This window comes from Agromyces sp. NPDC055661 (assembly GCF_053618135.1).
Map to the genome: position 1 here is coordinate 992,230 of NZ_JBSHHC010000001.1, position 16,872 is coordinate 1,009,101.

Annotated in this window: 18 protein-coding genes; 5 read left to right on the forward strand and 13 right to left on the reverse strand. The window is 68.4% G+C overall.

Annotated elements, in window-relative coordinates:
• From ACWGO8_RS04525 to ACWGO8_RS04550, 6 genes are all read right to left on the reverse strand, one after another.
• Positions 1-708 carry an iron-containing redox enzyme family protein gene (locus ACWGO8_RS04525; RefSeq protein WP_452041931.1) on the reverse strand — a complete coding sequence of 236 codons (708 nt, stop codon included), beginning with the start codon at positions 706-708 and terminating at the stop codon, positions 1-3.
• On the reverse strand, positions 705-1,847 hold the full coding sequence (locus tag ACWGO8_RS04530; RefSeq protein ID WP_452041932.1) for a 3-oxoacyl-[acyl-carrier-protein] synthase III C-terminal domain-containing protein: 1,143 nt from the start codon (positions 1,845-1,847) through the stop codon (positions 705-707). Before ACWGO8_RS04530 ends, ACWGO8_RS04525 begins: the two co-directional genes overlap by 4 nt.
• Before the next feature lie 81 nt (positions 1,848-1,928).
• A complete protein-coding gene (locus ACWGO8_RS04535; RefSeq protein ID WP_452041933.1) occupies positions 1,929-2,471 on the reverse strand; it encodes a hypothetical protein in 543 nt (180 codons plus the stop codon).
• 54 nt (positions 2,472-2,525) lie between these two features.
• Positions 2,526-3,872 carry a class I SAM-dependent methyltransferase gene (locus ACWGO8_RS04540; RefSeq protein WP_452041934.1) on the reverse strand — a complete coding sequence of 449 codons (1,347 nt, stop codon included), beginning with the start codon at positions 3,870-3,872 and terminating at the stop codon, positions 2,526-2,528.
• Positions 3,869-5,248 (reverse strand): FAD-binding oxidoreductase, encoded by a 1,380-nt coding sequence (locus tag ACWGO8_RS04545; RefSeq protein WP_452041935.1) that lies wholly within the window; start codon positions 5,246-5,248, stop codon positions 3,869-3,871. Before ACWGO8_RS04545 ends, ACWGO8_RS04540 begins: the two co-directional genes overlap by 4 nt.
• Positions 5,249-5,296: 48 nt before the next feature.
• The gene (locus tag ACWGO8_RS04550) at positions 5,297-6,058 is read right to left on the reverse strand and encodes an aspartate/glutamate racemase family protein (protein WP_452041936.1); all 762 of its coding nucleotides are present in this window, start codon (positions 6,056-6,058) and stop codon (positions 5,297-5,299) included.
• 147 nt (positions 6,059-6,205) lie between these two features.
• Between ACWGO8_RS04550 and ACWGO8_RS04555 the strand changes: the two genes are divergently transcribed.
• Positions 6,206-6,646, forward strand: a complete 441-nt coding sequence (locus ACWGO8_RS04555) for a hypothetical protein (protein ID WP_452041937.1) — start codon at positions 6,206-6,208, stop codon at positions 6,644-6,646.
• A 16-nt stretch (positions 6,647-6,662) separates the two neighbouring features.
• Here the strand turns inward: ACWGO8_RS04555 and ACWGO8_RS04560 are convergent, their stop codons facing one another.
• Positions 6,663-7,607 (reverse strand): LysR family transcriptional regulator, encoded by a 945-nt coding sequence (locus tag ACWGO8_RS04560; protein ID WP_452041938.1) that lies wholly within the window; start codon positions 7,605-7,607, stop codon positions 6,663-6,665.
• A gap of 77 nt (positions 7,608-7,684) precedes the next feature.
• Between ACWGO8_RS04560 and ACWGO8_RS04565 the strand changes: the two genes are divergently transcribed.
• Together ACWGO8_RS04565 and ACWGO8_RS04570 are read left to right on the forward strand one after the other, a co-directional pair.
• Positions 7,685-9,427, forward strand: a complete 1,743-nt coding sequence (locus tag ACWGO8_RS04565) for an L-aspartate oxidase (RefSeq protein WP_452041939.1) — start codon at positions 7,685-7,687, stop codon at positions 9,425-9,427.
• Between the two features lie 98 nt (positions 9,428-9,525).
• Positions 9,526-9,933, forward strand: coding sequence for a VOC family protein (locus tag ACWGO8_RS04570; RefSeq protein ID WP_452041940.1), 408 nt, complete (start codon positions 9,526-9,528; stop codon positions 9,931-9,933).
• 13 nt (positions 9,934-9,946) lie between these two features.
• On the opposite strand, the gene ACWGO8_RS04575 is transcribed toward ACWGO8_RS04570, so the two are convergent.
• Positions 9,947-10,387 (reverse strand): DUF1801 domain-containing protein, encoded by a 441-nt coding sequence (locus ACWGO8_RS04575; protein ID WP_452041941.1) that lies wholly within the window; start codon positions 10,385-10,387, stop codon positions 9,947-9,949.
• Positions 10,388-10,476: 89 nt separating this feature from the next.
• On the opposite strand from ACWGO8_RS04575, the gene ACWGO8_RS04580 reads away from it, so the two are divergent.
• Complete coding sequence (locus ACWGO8_RS04580) at positions 10,477-11,082, forward strand: dihydrofolate reductase family protein (RefSeq protein ID WP_452041942.1); 606 nt, start codon at positions 10,477-10,479, stop codon at positions 11,080-11,082.
• Between the two features lie 11 nt (positions 11,083-11,093).
• Here the strand turns inward: ACWGO8_RS04580 and ACWGO8_RS04585 are convergent, their stop codons facing one another.
• Positions 11,094-11,714 (reverse strand): Pr6Pr family membrane protein, encoded by a 621-nt coding sequence (locus tag ACWGO8_RS04585; RefSeq protein ID WP_452041943.1) that lies wholly within the window; start codon positions 11,712-11,714, stop codon positions 11,094-11,096.
• Between the two features lie 314 nt (positions 11,715-12,028).
• Between ACWGO8_RS04585 and arfB the strand changes: the two genes are divergently transcribed.
• Positions 12,029-12,466, forward strand: coding sequence for an alternative ribosome rescue aminoacyl-tRNA hydrolase ArfB (arfB, locus tag ACWGO8_RS04590; protein ID WP_452041944.1), 438 nt, complete (start codon positions 12,029-12,031; stop codon positions 12,464-12,466).
• Here the strand turns inward: arfB and ACWGO8_RS04595 are convergent.
• From ACWGO8_RS04595 to nrdE, 4 genes are all read right to left on the reverse strand, one after another.
• Positions 12,457-13,056 carry a DnaJ family domain-containing protein gene (locus ACWGO8_RS04595; RefSeq protein WP_452041945.1) on the reverse strand — a complete coding sequence of 200 codons (600 nt, stop codon included), beginning with the start codon at positions 13,054-13,056 and terminating at the stop codon, positions 12,457-12,459. The genes arfB and ACWGO8_RS04595 overlap by 10 nt on opposite strands.
• Before the next feature lie 71 nt (positions 13,057-13,127).
• Complete coding sequence (locus ACWGO8_RS04600; protein WP_452041946.1) at positions 13,128-13,505, reverse strand: VOC family protein; 378 nt, start codon at positions 13,503-13,505, stop codon at positions 13,128-13,130.
• Positions 13,506-13,620: 115 nt separating this feature from the next.
• Entirely contained in the window at positions 13,621-14,643 is a 1,023-nt protein-coding gene (nrdF, locus tag ACWGO8_RS04605) for a class 1b ribonucleoside-diphosphate reductase subunit beta (protein WP_376955938.1), read from the reverse strand.
• 93 nt (positions 14,644-14,736) lie between these two features.
• On the reverse strand, positions 14,737-16,869 hold the full coding sequence (gene nrdE / locus ACWGO8_RS04610) for a class 1b ribonucleoside-diphosphate reductase subunit alpha (protein WP_452041947.1): 2,133 nt from the start codon (positions 16,867-16,869) through the stop codon (positions 14,737-14,739).
• Between the last annotated feature and the right edge of the window lie 3 nt (positions 16,870-16,872).

Here is a 16,872-nt window from a genome sequence, read left to right on the forward strand (position 1 = left end):
TCAGCGATCCAGTTCCTCGAGCTGGAGCGCATACAGCCGGGCGACCACCTGCGCGCACCGCACGATCTCGTCGGCGGCCGTGTCGTCGATGATGCCCGACGTGAGGATCGCCTCGAGATCGCCGGTGTGCGCGCCGTCCGCCTCCTGGTGGTACTGCATGAAGTGCACCTGGTTGTCGGCGAGGCCGAGCACCTCCTGGAACCGGGCGGCCCATCCCGCGGCGCACTTCGCGCCCAGTCCTTCGATGATGAACATCGCGCCGAGGAGCCCGACCGGGTTCGGCTGGTCGGCGTAGTGGAACATGTAGCCCGAGAGCGCCTCGGAGCCGAGGTTCTTGCGGCCGGTGCGCAGTTCGTCGAGGGAGCCGCCGATCGCGACGTAGTCGCGCTCGAGCATGAGGTAGTCGCGATGCTCCTCCTCCGCGTGCTTGATCGCCGCCGCACGCAGCGTGAAGTGCTCGATGTCGAAGTTGGATGCCGCGCGCGAGATCCACGGCGAGCCGTCGACGACCTGCTGGCGGAGGTTGAAGAGCAGCCGCTCGTAGTCGTGGATGGTCACCGTGCCCTCGGCGAGCCGCTGCAGGATCGGCACCCGGTCGAGGCGCTCCTCGAGCTCGATCCACACCTCGGCGAGGCGCTCGGCGAGCGTGCCGACGTCGGCGAGCGGCGCGGCGGCGCCGACGGTCGGGGCGGTCGTCGTGTCGGTCATGTCGATGCTCCTTGCTGTTCAGGTGGGGCGACCACGGTGAGGTGGGCGAAGGCGAACGAGAACCGGCCCGACTCGGGCACCGCGAGCAGCACCGTCTCGCCGGGGGCGAAGCGGCCCTCGTGCCACGCCTCCTCGAGGGCGATGAAGATGCTCGCCGAGCCGGTGTTGCCCCGCGTCTCGAGGTTCGAGTACCAGCGGTCGGTATCGAGCGTGGGGATGCGGCGCCGCAGCCCCTCGAACGCCAGGTCGCGGAAGACGTTGGTGCTGTAGTGGCAGACCACGTGGTCGAGGTGCGTGACATCGACGAGTCCGATGTCCACGAGCTCCTCGAACTGCTCGAGCCCAGCGTCGGCGAGGTCGTCGAGCATGCTCACGTCCTGCCTGATGACGAACATGCCGGATGCCTCGGCGTCGGCGAGGTCGACGTCCTGCCACGTGTGCCCGACGACGGGCTCGGCACCCTCCATGCCGGCGCGCATGCACACCTCGTGCTCGTGCGCGAGCGAGACGTGGCGCACCCAGTCGAGTCGCAGCGACGGCTTGGTCGGATGCGGCTGGAACTCGAGGACCACGGCACCGGCGCCGTCGGAGAGCATCCAGCGGAGGAAGTGCGAGTCCATGCCGGCGCGGATGCCGTCGAAGCGGCGCTGGCGCAGGCTGCGGCTCGCGAGCTCCGACCCGACGACCGCAGCGCGCGGATGGTCGCCGAGCCGGATCTTGCTCGCGGCGGCGTCGAGCGCGGCGAGGCTCGACGCGCAGACGCCGGATGCGGTGAGCAGCTGCATCGGCCCCCCGCCGAGACGGCCGTGCACCATCGACGCGAAGCCCGGCACGAGGACGTCGCCCATGGTCGTCGCGCACGCGAGCATTCGCAGGTCGGACGCGTCGATCCCCCGGTCGTCGAGCGCCGCACGCAGCGCCTTGACGGCGAGCTCCTCGTTGAGCTCGGTCGGCTCGCCCTGCTCGTCGAGGGCGTAGTGCCGCGTGCGGATGCCGTTGGCGTCGAGGATGCGACGGCGGATGCGCTCGGTGACCGCGTCGTCGCCGCCGAGGCGCGCGACGATCCCGTCGTTGTCGACCGGGTCGCCTGGCAGGTACCGGCCGAAGCCCGTGAGGTATGCGGTCGCCGTCGAGCCCATGGTGACGAGATTAAGCCACGACGCCGTCAGGAGCCGTCAGGTGTGCACAACACGGGTCCGTCGACCCGAGGCGCACCGGCCTCAGAGCCCGAGGCACGCGACCGACTCGGCGACGCCCGGCGAGTCGCTGGTCAGCTGGAAGTCGGACTCCTCGCCCCGCGGCCAGTCCGAGAACCGGTGCGCCGCCTCGCCGACGGCGATCGTGATGCCTTCCCCGCCGGGCACCGAGGGGTCGTCGTTCGTCGCGAACGTCGCGACCGCCTGCCCGGACTCCGCGCCGGCTCCGACGAGATCGAGCGTGACGTAGAAGACCCCGCTGTCGTCGGTCGCGAGGTGAGCGGCCGCCGTGTTCACCGTGACGCCGCTGAGCAATCCCTGCGCGATCACGTCGATGGCGGACTGGTCGACCGTGAGGCACTTCAGCTGCGCGGGATCCGGAGCCGCGCCGGGAGTGGTCTCGGTCGCGTCGGTCGCGCCAGGCGTCGCGGTCGCCGTCGCCGGAGCGCTCGCCTTCGGCGTCCGGCTCGACGAGGGCGTCCCGGGCGTGACGGTGTCGGAGCCGACGCATCCGGCGAGCGCAGTGATCAGCAGGGCGGCGGTGGCGGCGGCGGCGAGAGGCTTCACCCGCAGGAGCCTATCTGGCATCGAGGCGCCGGCGGCACCCCCGGACGAAAACGCTTACCCGCTCCACCACGGCCGCAGCGGCAGGTCGCCCGTGCCGCCGTGCCCGTCGTCCTTCACCGCGAGCACCTGGTGCAGCTGGATCCCGCCGCGCTCGAACTGGAGCCGCGACCCGGCCATGTAGAGGCCCCACACCTTGGCTCTCTCGAGGCCGACCTCCTCGACGGCATCGTCCCAGTGCGCGACGAGGTTGGCGCACCAGTCCCGCAGTGTCAGCGCGTAGTGCGGCCGCAGGTTCTCCTCGTGCAGCACCTCCAGCCCGGCATCCTGCGCCTCGGTGATGATGCGGCCGGAGCCGGTGAGCTCGCCGTCGGGGAAGACGTAGCGGTCGATGAACCCGTGCGTCGACGGCTCGGTCGTGTTCTCGGGGCGGGTGATGCAGTGGTTGAGCAGCAGCCCGCCCGGCCGCAGCCGTGACCGCAGGAAGCGGAAGTACCCCTTGTAGTTCCGCACGCCGATGTGCTCGAGCAGCCCGATCGACGACACCGCGTCGAAGTTCGACTCGCGGATGTCGCGGTAGTCGCCGTAGCGCACCTCCGCGAGGTCGGCGAGCCCCTCGTCGGCGATCGCTCGCTGCGCCCACATCGCCTGCTCCTGCGACAGGGTCACACCGAGCGCGCGCACGCCACGGCGCGCGGCGTAGCGCACCATGCCGCCCCAGCCGCATCCGACGTCGAGCAGTCGATCGCCCGGCTTCAGCCGCAGCTTCTCGAACACGAGCCGGTACTTGTTCTCCTGCGCTTCGTCGAGGGATGCCTCGGCGCTCGGGTAGCACGCGCAGGTGTACGTCATCGACGGCCCGAGTACCCACTCGTAGAAGGTGTTCGAGACGTCGTAGTGGTAGTGGATCACCTCGGCGTCGCGCGCCTTGCTGTGCCGGCGTCCGGTGCCGAGCCGTCGCCAGCGCGGCGGCACCTCCTGCGGCGGCGGGGCGATCGGGCGCAGGTGCTCGACGCCGATGGACCGCACGATCCTCGCCATGGTCTTCGGCGGCGGCATTCGGAACACCAGCTGGTCGGCGAGGGCCTTGAGCAACTCGTACGGGTCGCCCGGATGGACGCCGTGGACCTCGATGTCGCCGGCGATGTAGGCGCGGGCCAGGCCGAGATCGCCGCGCGCGGTGGCGAGGTACGTGGTGCCGCGCGGCGACGTCAGCTCGAGCCCGAACGGGGCGTCCTCGGGGCCGGCCGCGCTGCCGTCGTACGCGGTGAACCGCAGCGGCAGCCGCCCGCCGGCGAGCAGCTCGAGGATCTCGGCGAGGCTGAGCTTGCCGTCGTCGCCCGACGGTCCAGTCGCGGCATCCGTCTCGGCCGTCTCGGGCGCCTGGTCCTTGAACGTCGTCATCGTCGTTGCACCGCCTTCTCGTAGAGGTCGAGGAGTCGTCCGTCGGGGTCGTAGCGGCCCTTCACGGCGCGGTAGGCGTCGCCGCCGTACCGCGCGTCGAACTCCTCGCAGGGATAGTAGGCATCGGAGTAGAGCGACTTGTGCCCGTCGAGCTCGCCGACCTGCTGCTCGATGCGCCGATTCGTCTCGCCGGGGGTCGCCCCGACCGGCACCGTCGACCAGAAGCCGACGTTGACGTAGGTCTCGCGCGGCCGGAGCGGATAGAGCGACCAGCCGTCGTCGTCCCGCATCCGCACGGGGCAGAGCCAGATCGGCTCGATCGGCACGTTCTCGAGGAACCAGTCGAGGAACTCGACGGTGCGCCCGATCGGCACCTCGATGTCCTGGATGACCCATTCGCGCGGCGGGCGCCGCTTGAAGCGCTCGATCGCGTCGGCGATGCCGTACCGCCGCGCGATCCGCATCAGCTTCCAGTACGAGCGGCTGCGGCGATACCGTCGCGGCCAGAGCCGGCGAACGAGCGGATGCTGCGCGCCGAACCCCTCCGAGCACCAGAACCAGTCGGTGTCCCACCGCCACAGGTAGTCGTGGATCGTCAGGCGATCGTGGAGCTCCCCCTCGTCGTGCTGCATCGAGCGATAGAAGATCCGCTGCCGGGTGTAGTCGCTGACCGGGCCGGATGCCGCGGTCTGCGTGCCGAGGCAGAGGTAGCTCTCGTCGGCGCTGAACACGACGCCGTCGAGGTAGTCGACCCGTTCGCCGTCGTGCAGGCCGGTCTCGACGATCCGATCCATCTCTGCGACGAGTTCCGCGAGGGTGTGGAACCGCACGTGCGTGAGCGTCACGAACGGCTGCACGGGCTCGAGCTCGATGCGCAGGCGCACCGCGTAGCCGAGCGTGCCGTACGAGTTGGGGAACGCGCGGAACAGGTCGGCATGCTCGTCGGGCGACGCCGTCACGAGTTCGCCGGCCCCGGTGAGGATGTCGAGCTCGAGCACGGACTCGTGCGGCATCCCGTTGCGGAACGACGCCGACTCGATGCCGAGGCCCGTGACCGCGCCACCGAGCGTGATCGTCTTCAGCTGCGGCACGACGAGTGGCGTGAGCCCGTACGGGAGGGTCGCAGCCACGAGGTCCTCGTAGGTGCACATGCCCGCGACGTCGGCCGTGCGGGCCTCGGGGTCGACCGCCATGACGTGCGTCAGTCCCGACGTGTCGAGCCCCGCGGCATCCGCCGGCACGCGAGGCCGGAACAGGTTCGACGTGGGCTTCGCGAGCCGAACCGCGGATGCCTCGGGCAGCGCCCGGTAGCTTGCCAGGAGCCGCTCCACGCCGTCGGCGTGAGCGGTGCGTGCGTCGGCCTCGCGAACGGACACGCGCCCCACGCTAGTCCTCGGAGTCGGCGGACGCACTCCCCTGTCGAGCTAGATGAAGCCGTCGTAGGTGCGACGTACGACGCTCGAGTGGATCCAGTCGATGAGGGTGACGTAGTCCCACACGGGCAGGCCGGTCGCGTCCTGGATCTGCTTGGCGTACGGGGGCATGTCGCTGCACTCGAGCAGCAGGCCGCCGATCTCGGGATGATCGGCCACGAGCCGAACGGCCGCGCCGACGACCTCGTCCCGCACCTGGTCGACGTCCATCCAGCCCTGGTCCTCGAGGATCGCGCCGCGGAACCCGGGGCTGTGCTCCATTCCGGCCACGACGATGGGCGCGTCCTCGCGGATGCCCACCGCCGTCAGCATCCGCTGGTCGAGGCTGCTCTGCTTCGCGCAGAGGATGCCGAGCCGCTGCTCGGGCTGCAGTGCTCCGAGCAGCATCGGGACCTGGCACAGGCTCGACAGGAACACCGGGACCGGCAGCGCCTCGGCGAGCTCGCGCTGGAATCTGGCGAAGTAGCCGCATGCACCGACGATCGCGCGGCAGCCATCGCGGACCAGCTCTTGGGCGGCGGCGAGGATGGGCTCGAGCAGCGTCGGATCACCGCCGATCAGGCGGGGACTGTCGGCGCCCTCGACGACCGTGAACCTGACCGGGTAGTCGTAGGTCGACGCGTTCGCAACGTTGCCCGGGATGATCGGGTAACCGGTGTTCAGCAGCAGGATTCCGACGGCGTGCCCGGCCATCATCTGTGCAGCAGGCTGGTGGATGATCGTGCCCAAGGTGCCCCCCTCACTCCACGTCATCGTGGAGATTCGACCCTGCTCCACCGTACGCGGGCATGCGGGAGGTCGGCGACGTCGCTTGACCGCCGTGGCCGGCACTTCTACCGTGGGTCGCGCGGCCAGGGAGCCGCACCTGAACGATCGAGTCCGAAGCGAGGAGCGGGGCGGATGCGGCTCGAGTACCTCTACCGACTTCGATTCGTCTATCCGCAGGGTTGGGCGGTCGACCTCGAGGGCGGCTGGCAGCAGCACTTCTACCTGGCGGAGGGATCCTGCGAGGGCGCGCTCACCGGTCGCTTCCGGGCGGCGAATGCCCCGCTGCGGCGGACGGACGACGGCCCGTTCCAGCCCGACATGCGCGGGGTGATCGAGACGGACGACGCTGCCACGATCATGTTCGAATGCCACGGGTACGGGCGGGCTCACCCGGTCGGTTCGCGGCAGGTCGTCGGCACGGTGCTGCACCTGAGCGATCATCCCGACTACCGCAGGCTGAACGACGTCGTGTGCGTGTGCGTCGGCGAAGTGCGATCGTCCAGCGGTTCGGATGCCGGCCCCGCGCTCGTGCTGGATGTGGCCGAGCTGGTCTGGGAGCCCATCGGAGACTGAACGACGAGGAATCGGGTCACGGCGTCGCGCCGGCGAGCCGCATCGTCTCCCCCGCCCTGGCAGCGAATGCCGTCGCGCTGACGCTGATGGTGTGGCGCATGACCTCGACCGCCGCGGTCGGCGCGACGTCGGCCGGCCGAGCGACGCTGATCGTGCGCTCGAGCGTCGGCTCCTCGAGCCGAACCGATCGCAGGCCGGGGCGGTCGATGAGCACCATCGCGGGGACGATGGCGACCCCGAGCCCGCGCTCGACGAAGCGCAGGACCGCGTCCATCTCGGCGCCCTCGAGCACGACCTCGGGCATGAGCTCGGCCGCGCGGAATGCCGCATCGGTGGTCGCGCGCAGGTCGTAGGTCGAGCTGAAGACGATCTGCGGCAGCTCGGCGACATCCGCGAGCCTGATCGTGTCTGCGGTGGTCACCGGCGGGGCCGCAGCGGATGACACCACCACGAGCTCTTCGACGAGCAGTGGCGTCACCGTGAACCGTTCGGCCGCGCCGGCGGATGCCGCGTCGGAGGTCGTAATGAGCGCGAGGTCGAGTTCGCCGGCGCCGAGCTCGTCGAGCAGCCGGCGCGAGCCCTGTTCGGACAGGTGCAGGTCGATGCCGGGATGCTCCGCGTGGAACGCGCTGAACACCTCGGCGACGAGGCTGATGCAGAGCGTCGGCGTCGCGCCGAGGCGCACCCGCCCGCGCTCGAGGCCGGCGAGTTCGGCGAGCTCGCGCCGCACCGAATCGGCGTCGGCGAGCATTCTGCGCGCGAGCGGAAGCAGCGATTCGCCCGCGACCGTGAGCGTGCTGCCGCCTCGGGCGCGGTGGAACAGCTCGGCGCCGAGGTCCTGCTCGAGCGCGGCGATCTGGCGGCTCAGGGAGGGCTGGGCGAGGTAGAGCTCCTCGGCGGCCCGGGTGAAGTTGCCGAACTTCGCCACCTCGACGAAGCTGCGCAGTTGCTCGAGGTTCACATCAATAGCCTACGCGCATCGTTCGCACGCCGAATATGCATTGGAGTAATACGCGAGGGATGCTTAGCGTGGAGCGCATGACCACCAGTACCACGTCCGAGCGGCAGCTCTCCACGACCGTGCTCGTCATCGGCACCGGCGGATCGGGCCTGCGCGCCGCCATCGAACTCGCCGAGGCCGGCGTCGACGTGCTCGCGCTCGGCAAGCGACCGAAGTCCGACGCGCACACCTCGCTCGCCGCCGGCGGCATCAACGCCGCCCTCTCCACGATGGACCCCGACGACAGCTGGCAGCAGCACGCCGCCGACACGCTGAAGGAGAGCTACCTCCTCGCGAACCCGCACACCGTCGAGATCGTCACGAAGAACGCGGCCCGCGGCATCCAGGACCTCGAGCGCTACGGCATGCCGTTCGCCCGCGAGGACGACGGCCGCATCTCACAGCGCTTCTTCGGCGCCCACACCTACCGCCGCACGGCGTTCGCGGGCGACTACACCGGGCTCGAGATCCAGCGCACCCTCGTCAACCGGGCGGCGCAGCTCAACGTGCCGATCCTCGACACGGTGTACGTCACGCGCATCCTCGTGAACGACGACGGCGCGGTCTTCGGCGCCTACGGCTTCGACCTCGAGGACGGCACGCGGTACCTCATCCACGCCGACGCGGTCATCCTCGCCGCCGGCGGCCACAACCGCATCTGGCGTCGCACCTCGTCGCGCCGCGACGAGAACACGGGCGACTCGTGGCGCCTCGCCGTCGAGGCGGGCGGCCGCGTGCGCGACCCCGAGCTCGTGCAGTTCCACCCGTCGGGCATCATCGAGCCCGAGAGCGCGGCGGGCACCCTCATCTCCGAGGCGGCCCGCGGCGAAGGCGGCGTCCTCACCAACGGCCTCGGCGAGCGCTTCATGGCGAAGTACGACCCCGAGCGCATGGAGCTCTCGACGCGCGACCGCGTCGCGCTCGCGGCGTACACCGAGATCAAGGAGGGGCGCGGAACACCCAATGGCGGTGTCTGGCTGGATGTCTCGCACCTGCCCCGCGAGACGATCATGCAGCGCCTCCCCCGCGTCTACCAGACCATGCTCGAGCTGCAGATGCTCGACATCACGAAGGAGCCGATCGAGATCGCGCCCACCGCGCACTACTCGATGGGCGGCGTGTGGGTGCGCCCCGACGACCACGGCACGGATGTCCCCGGCCTCTACGCCATCGGCGAGGCATCCTCGGGCCTGCATGGCGCCAACCGCCTCGGCGGCAACTCGCTCATCGAGCTGCTCGTCTTCGGACGCATCGTGGGACAGGCGGCGGCGGCGTACTCTGCCGCGCTCCCTGCGCAGCAGCGCTCGGCGGCCGCGGTCGAGGCGGCACGCTCCGAGATCGCCGGGCTGCTGGCATCGGATGGCTCGGAGAACGTCCGCGCCCTGCAGCGCGCCATCCGCAACACCATGACCGAGCACGCCGGTGTGGTGCGCGACGACGCCGGCCTCCTCGCCGGACTCGCCGAGCTCGACGCGATCAAGGCGCGCATGGCCGACATCGGCGTGCACCCCGACATCGCCGGCTACCAGGACCTGGCGCACGCCTTCGACCTGAAGTCGGCCGCGCTCGCCGCTCGGGCGACCCTCGAGGCCGCGCTCGAACGGCGCGAGACCCGCGGATGCCACAACCGGAGCGACTACCCGTCGCTCGATCCGTCACTGCAGGTGAACCTGGTGTGGTCGCCGTCGACGGGCGTCACCCGCGAGGAGATCCCCGCGATCCCCGAGGAGATCGCAGCGCTCATGCGCGACGTGTCGACTGTGGGCAAGCTCGTCGAGTAGCCCGTTCGCACGTGCTGTGCCGCGCCGGGCCGCCCGTGCGCTCTGCGAGTTCCGGAGCGCGCGGGCGGTGTCGCACCTCGCCCCCATAGGATGTCCCGGTGCCTCTCTTCGATCACCTCGGCATCACCGTCGATGACCTGCCTCGTTCGGTCGCCCAGTTCGATCCGGTGATGACGGCACTCGGCTGCACGCGGCAGGACGCCGACAACGGCGTGTCGTGGTACCGGGGTGTGGAGGAGCTGATCCTCTTCCCCGCCCGCGAGCCGGGCAGCGGACCGCACCGCCACGGCCGGGTCGGCTGGCAGCACCTCGCCTTCGCCATCGACTCCCGCGAGGAGGTCGACCGCCTGCACGCGATCGCGCTCGACGCCGGCTGGACGGCCGTGCGCGAGCCGAAGCTCTACCCGCGGTTCAACGACCGCTACTACGCGTCCTTCGTCGAGGACGACAACGGCATCCGCCTCGAGTTCATGTACAACCCGCCGCGGGAGCCTGGCGCAGGCTGAGGCGCGTGGTCGTCTACGCCTCGGATTTCCAGAGGATCTCGCGAATCGGCCCCTCCTGCGACTTCGATTCGACGAACTCGTACGACGCTCGGACGATCCGCTCGAGCACGACCGGGTCGACGTCGCTGAGCCGCTTGATGTAGACGCAGTATCCCGTGGTGGAATGCACCCCCAGTTCGGCGAGGAGCGCCGAGTGGCGTGCCGTGCCATCCATCAGGTAGATGGTGAGCTTGCCTTTGCGCGGATAGAAGCCGATCGTGTGGCCGTCGCCCTCGCGGCCGCTCGCGTACTGGTAGTGGTACGTGCCGAATCCGATGGTGCCGACATTCCACAGCGTGGGTTCCTGCCCACTGATCCGCCGCATCATCCCGATCAGCGTCTCGCTGTCCGTGGCCGTCTGCTCATCGAGCGAGGCGAGGTACCCGTCGACCGAGCGGTCGTCCTGGTCTGCCATCCTCGTCCCCGCCCTTCACGTCGCATGAGGCATCCGATCACTGGACGCTACCCCGTCGCACGTGTGACCGCACGAGTACGCTGGGTCGGATGCCGCACACCACCTGCCACATGTCCATCTCGCTCGACGGCTTCGTCGCCGGGCCGGACCAGAGTCGCGAGAACCCGCTCGGCAAGCGCGGATTCGAACTGCACGGCTGGCATACCGGCGATCCGCGTGCCAACGGGGCCGACGAGATCGCGGCCGGCTGGCTGATGCGCCCGCGCGGCGCCTACGTCATGGGCCGCAACATGTTCGGGCCGATCCGCGGTGAGTGGGAGGACGACTGGCGCGGGTGGTGGGGAGCCGAGCCGCCGTATCACGCGCCGGTGTTCGTGCTCACCCATTACGCTCGCGAACCGATCGAGATGGAGGGCGGGACGACCTTCCACTTCGTCACCGACGGCTTCGACGTCGCGTATGCACGCGCACGTGAGGCGGCCGGCGACGGAGGGGTCGACATCGCGGGCGGCGCCTCCACCGTTCGGCAGGCGCTCGTCGCCGGGGTGATCGACGAGCTCACGCTCGACATCGCCCCGGTCCTGCTCGTGTCCGGCGAGCGGATCTTCGACGGCGTGGAATCCTTCGGGTTCGAGCCCGTCGAGGTGCTGCACTCGCCGCTGGCCACGCACATCCGCTACCGCCGGGCGAGCTGACCGGCCGAGGTTCAGAACGGCAGGCCGCCGATGCGCGGCCGCGACGCCTCCTGATGCGCGGCGTGTCGCTCGCGAGCCCGACCGATGCCGATGATGGCGGCCCCGAGCAGCAGGAACGCGAACAGGATGCCGCCGATGTACGTGAACGCCGACACGTACCCCGCCGTGTGCGGGTCGAGGAACCCGTACGGGTACCACCAGGGCGTGCTGCCGTCAGGATTGACCACGCGTTCCCCGCGGACCATCGTGTAGACGGTCCACGCGAGCGGGTAGCTGACGATGATGGCGAGCGACGACCATGGGAGCGCACGGCGCCTGCTCGCGAACAGCAGGTCGATCACGAAGTAGATCGGCAGGACGACGTGGAGCGTTTCCGTGGCCCACGAGTCCATGAACGAGACCCAGCCGGGGTCGGTAGCGGCGATCGGGGCTGGATTCCCGCGCAGGAGCACGTTGAACACGATGCCGAGCAGGATCACCGGCGCCGTGACCGCGGCGATCGCCATGGCGATGCCGACCGGCTCGGGTGAAGGCCCGGGGTGCCGCAACATCCATCGCGCCGCGATGGTCAGCACGACGGCGCTGAGGATCGACGACACGATCGTGAACAGGCTGAAGTAATTCGCCAGCACGTCGCCGCGAACCTGACCCTCGCGTGTGGCGCGATCGATGTTGACCAACAGTCCGGCGACGACGCCTGAACTCGCGACGATTGCGGCCGAGGCCCTGAACCATATCCAACGCATGAGATCCCCCCAGGTCGATCCGACTGCATTTCCGATTGGGGATGTTGTAGTCCTGACGGAAGTCGGCCACGGGAAGATTGGCGCGAGGATTGAGGAAACCTCGACACAAGAGCCCAGTGATTGTGAACAGGCTCCAACTACATGAGCGCAGGAGCATATGACTCGCCCGAACTGCTGGACCCCAAGAGGATGATGGGTGCATGGTCGCTGCCCACCGTCCCGGTCTTCGGGTCGACTCCCGACTCACGATCCCCGAGTCCGAGCTGTCCTGGCGCTTCTCGCGGTCATCAGGTCCCGGCGGGCAAGGTGTGAACACCGCCGACTCCCGAGCAGAGCTCGTGTGGGATGTCGCCGGCTCGACAGTGCTCACTCCGCACCAGCGGGAGCGGCTGCTCGACCGTCTGAGCAATCGCCTCGTCGACGGGGTACTGACGATCGCAGCATCCGAGCACCGCGCCCAATTGCGCAACCGAGATGCTGCGCGCGCTCGGCTCGCCGCGGTGGTCGCCGACGCGCTGCGGCCGCCGTCACCGCAACGACGACCGACGAAGCCGAGTCGCGGCGCCAAGGAACGGCGACTGGACGCGAAGAAGCGGCGCACCGACGTCAAGCGGCTGCGTCGTCCACCTCAGGATTGACCACGCCGCCACCAGCGAGTTCGTGGTGTCCGCTGCTCCTGCTCGAGCTGTGCGCGCTCCTCGGCCGCCTGGCGCTGTCGGGCTTCGCGGCGCTCGCGCCATGCACGAACCTCGTCGCCGGCATCCCGAGTCGGGGTCACGACGGGCGGCCCGCCGAGCAGCTGGCGGCGGGCCTCGATCACGCGCCGGTTGAAGTCCTCGACGGCCTCGCGCACCTCGGATTCGCGATGCATCCGATCCAGGTTGGCCTCGAGCTCAAGGCTCTCGACCCGCAGGGTGAGCGCCGGCGGACCCAATCCGCGCAGTTGCTCGCGTTCGATCTTGCGACGGATCCACCAGTCGGGGTCGTGCTGCCCGGTCAACCCCTCGAGGGGCTTTCCCGCGCCGGGGAGGTTGTCGAACTCACCGCGACGGATCGCCTGCTGGATCGCGTTCTCCACGTACGCCGACCGCTCGGCCTGCGTGGACGGTCGAGCCGGCTCGGAGGTCGCGGCGGCGACCTCGGGGTCCTCGCCACGGGCGATCGCCTCTTCACGGGCGAGGCGATCGATCCGGTACTGCCACGCCGCGCGCTGGGGATCCTCGCTCATCCTCGACCTCCCTCGCGGCGTCGGATATCCGTTTCCACGATACGACGCAGCGCCTCGGCCCGGCAGGCCCGTCAGTGCTGCTGGTTGATGCCGTACACGCGACCGTCGGGAGCGCGGAAGTGACGCCAGGAGTAGTCCAACTCCTCGATGAAGTTGACGTCACCGAGGAGCTCGCAGCCGCCTGCCTCCAGCTGCTGAGAGGCCTCATCGATGTCGTCCACCCGGAAGCCGAACACGACGCCGTCGTTGAGGCCCCAAGGACACATCTCCGACGCCGCCTCGGGAGCGAACAGGTCGATGATCGAGCCGTTCGGCATGCCGAACATCGACCATCCGTCCATCTCGAGCTTGGGCGACAGGCCCATGGTCTCCGTCAGCAGCTTCCGGGTCGCAGCGAACGTCCCATCCTCGAGCACGACCGCGTGCCAGGTGATGCCCTCCACCTTCATGACTACTCCTCACCTTGCGTTCAGGCGAAAGGGTAGTCCCGTCCAGTTGCCCGGACCAGAGCGTCCGTTTCAGAGCAGGGTCACGTCAGAGCTCTCGACGCGCCTCACAGGAGCGCTAGAAGTCCCAGTCCTCGTCCTCGGTGTTGACCGCCTTGCCGATGACGTACGACGAGCCCGACCCCGAGAAGAAGTCGTGGTTCTCGTCGGCGTTCGGCGAGAGCGCCGAGAGGATCGCCGGGTTCACGTCGGTGACCGTCTTCGGGAACATCGGCTCGTAGCCGAGGTTCATCAGCGCCTTGTTCGCGTTGTAGTGCAGGAACTTCTTCACGTCTTCGGTCAGGCCGACGCCGTCGTAGAGGTCCTGCGTGTACTGCACCTCGTTGTCGTAGAGCTCGTAGAGCAGCGAGAACGTGTAGTCCTTCAGGTCGTCGCGCTTGGCCTGGTCGACCAGCTCGAGCCCCTTCTGGAACTTGTAGCCGATGTAGTACCCGTGCACGGCCTCGTCGCGGATGATGAGGCGGATGAGGTCGGCCGTGTTGGTCAGCTTCGCCCGCGACGACCAGTACATCGGCAGGTAGAAGCCCGAGTAGAAGAGGAACGACTCGAGCAGCGTCGAGGCGACCTTGCGCTTCAGGGGCTCGTCGCCACGGTAGTACTCCATGACGATCGCAGCCTTCTTCTGCAGGTTCTCGTTCTCGACCGACCAGCGGAAGGCGTCGTCGATCTCCTTCGTCGAGCACAGCGTCGAGAAGATCGACGAGTAGCTCTTCGCGTGCACCGACTCCATGAACGCGATGTTGGTGTACACCGCCTCCTCGTGCGGGGTGAGCGAGTCGGGGATCAGCGACACCGCGCCGACCGTGCCCTGGATCGTGTCGAGCAGGGTGAGCCCCGTGAACACGCGCATCGTGAGCTGCTGCTCGTCGGCGGTGAGCGTGTTCCACGACTGCACGTCGTTCGACAGCGGCACCTTCTCGGGCAGCCAGAAGTTGTTGACGAGGCGGTTCCAGACCTCGACGTCCTTGTCGTCCTGGATCTTGTTCCAGTTGATCGCGTTGACGTGGTCGACGAGCTTCAGCTTTCCGCCGGTGTGTGCCGGGTCGTTGCTCGCCGAGTTCACCGGGTCTGTGAGGGTCATGTCGGTTCCTTCTGAACGGATGTCTCGAGCGGATGTCGCGGGGAGTGGGTCTCGATACGCGTCGTCTGCGGCGGCGCTACTCGACCACCGGAGCTACAGCATGCAGCTGACGCAGCCGTCCACTTCCGTGCCCTCCAGCGCGAGCTGGCGGAGGCGGATGTAGTAGATCGTCTTGATGCCCTTCTTCCACGCGTAGATCTGCGCCTTGTTGATGTCGCGGGTCGTCGCGGTGTCCTTGAAGAAGAGCGTGAGCGAGAGGCCCTGGTCGACGTGCTGCGTCGCCGCGGCGTAGGTGTCGATGACCTTCTCGTAGCCGATCTCGTACGCGTCCTGGTAGTACTCGAGGTTGTCGTTCGTCATGAACGCCGCCGGGTAGTAGACGCGACCGAGCTTGCCTTCCTTGCGGATCTCGATCTTCGACGCGATCGGGTGGATCGATGCCGTCGAGTTGTTGATGTACGAGATCGAGCCGGTGGGCGGCACGGCCTGCAGGTTCTGGTTGTAGATGCCGTGCTGCTTGACGGATGCCGCGAGCTCGCGCCAGTCCTCCTGCGTCGGGATGTGCACGCCGGCGTCGGCGAAGAGCTGCGTGACCTTCGCGGTCGCGGGCACCCACGCGGCATCCGTGTACTTCTCGAAGAACTCGCCCGACGCGTACTTGGACTCCCAGAACCCGTCGAAGACCTCTCCACGCTCGATGGAGATCGTGTTCGACGCGCGCAGCGCGTGGAACAGCACCGTGTAGAAGTAGATGTTCGTGAAGTCGATGCCCTCCTCGCTGCCGTAGAAGATGCGCTCGCGGGCGAGGTAGCCGTGCAGGTTCATCTGGCCGAGGCCGATGGCGTGCGACTTGTCGTTGCCGTCTTCGATCGACCGCACCGAGGAGATGTGGCTCTGGTTCGACACCGAGGTGAGGCCGCGGATGGCGGTCTCGACGGTCTTGCCGAAGTCGGGGCCGTCCATCGTGAGGGCGATGTTCAGCGAACCGAGGTTGCAGCTGATGTCCTTGCCGATGGCGTCGTAGCTCAGGTCCTCGTTGTACGTGGTCGGGGTGTTGACCTGAAGGATCTCGGAGCACAGGTTCGACATGTTGATGCGGCCCTTGATGGGGTTCGCCGCGTTCACCGTGTCCTCGAAGACGATGTAGGGGTATCCACTCTCGAACTGGATCTCGGCGAGGGTCTGGAAGAACTCGCGCGCGTTGATCTTCGTCTTCTTGATGCGCGGGTCGTCGACCATGGCGCGGTAGTGCTCGGTGATGGGCACGTCGCCGAACGGCTTGCCGTAGACGCGCTCGACGTCGTACGGGGAGAAGAGGTACATGTCCTCGTTGTTCTTCGCGAGCTCGAACGTGATGTCGGGCACGACGACGCCGAGCGACAGCGTCTTGATGCGGATCTTCTCGTCGGCGTTCTCGCGCTTGGTGTCGAGGAACCGCATGATGTCGGGGTGGTGCGCGCTGAGGTACACCGCGCCGGCGCCCTGGCGGGCACCCAGCTGGTTGGCGTAGCTGAACGAGTCCTCGAGCAGCTTCATCACAGGGATGATGCCTGACGACTGGTTCTCGATCTGCTTGATCGGCGCGCCCGACTCGCGGATGTTGCTGAGCAGCAGCGCCACGCCGCCGCCGCGCTTCGAGAGCTGCAGCGCCGAGTTGATGCCGCGCGCGATCGACTCCATGTTGTCCTCGATGCGGAGGAGGAAGCAGGAGACGAGCTCGCCGCGCTGCGCCTTGCCCGTGTTGAGGAAGGTGGGCGTGGCCGGCTGGAAGCGGCCGCCGATGATCTCTTCGACGAGGTCGGTCGCGAGCTGCTCGTCGCCCTGGGCGAGGCCGAGTGCGGTCATGACGACGCGGTCCTCGAAACGCTCGAGGTAGCGCTTGCCGTCGAACGTCTTCAGCGTGTAGCTCGTGTAGTACTTGAACGCGCCGAGGAAGGTCTCGAAGCGGAACTTCTTCGAGTACGCGAGGTCGTTGAGCTTCTGGATGAACTCGAACGGGTACTGGTCGAGCACCGCCTGCTCGTAGTACTGCTTCTCGACGAGGTAGTCGAGGCGCTCCTTGAGGGAGTGGAAGAAGACGGTGTTCTGGTTGACGTGCTGCAGGAAGTACTCCCGCGCCGCCTCACGGTCCTTCTCGAACTGGATCCGACCGTCGGCACCGTAGAGGTTGAGCATCGCGTTCAGCGAGTGGTAGTCCATCGCGACGGTGGTGCGCGGAGCGTCCATGAG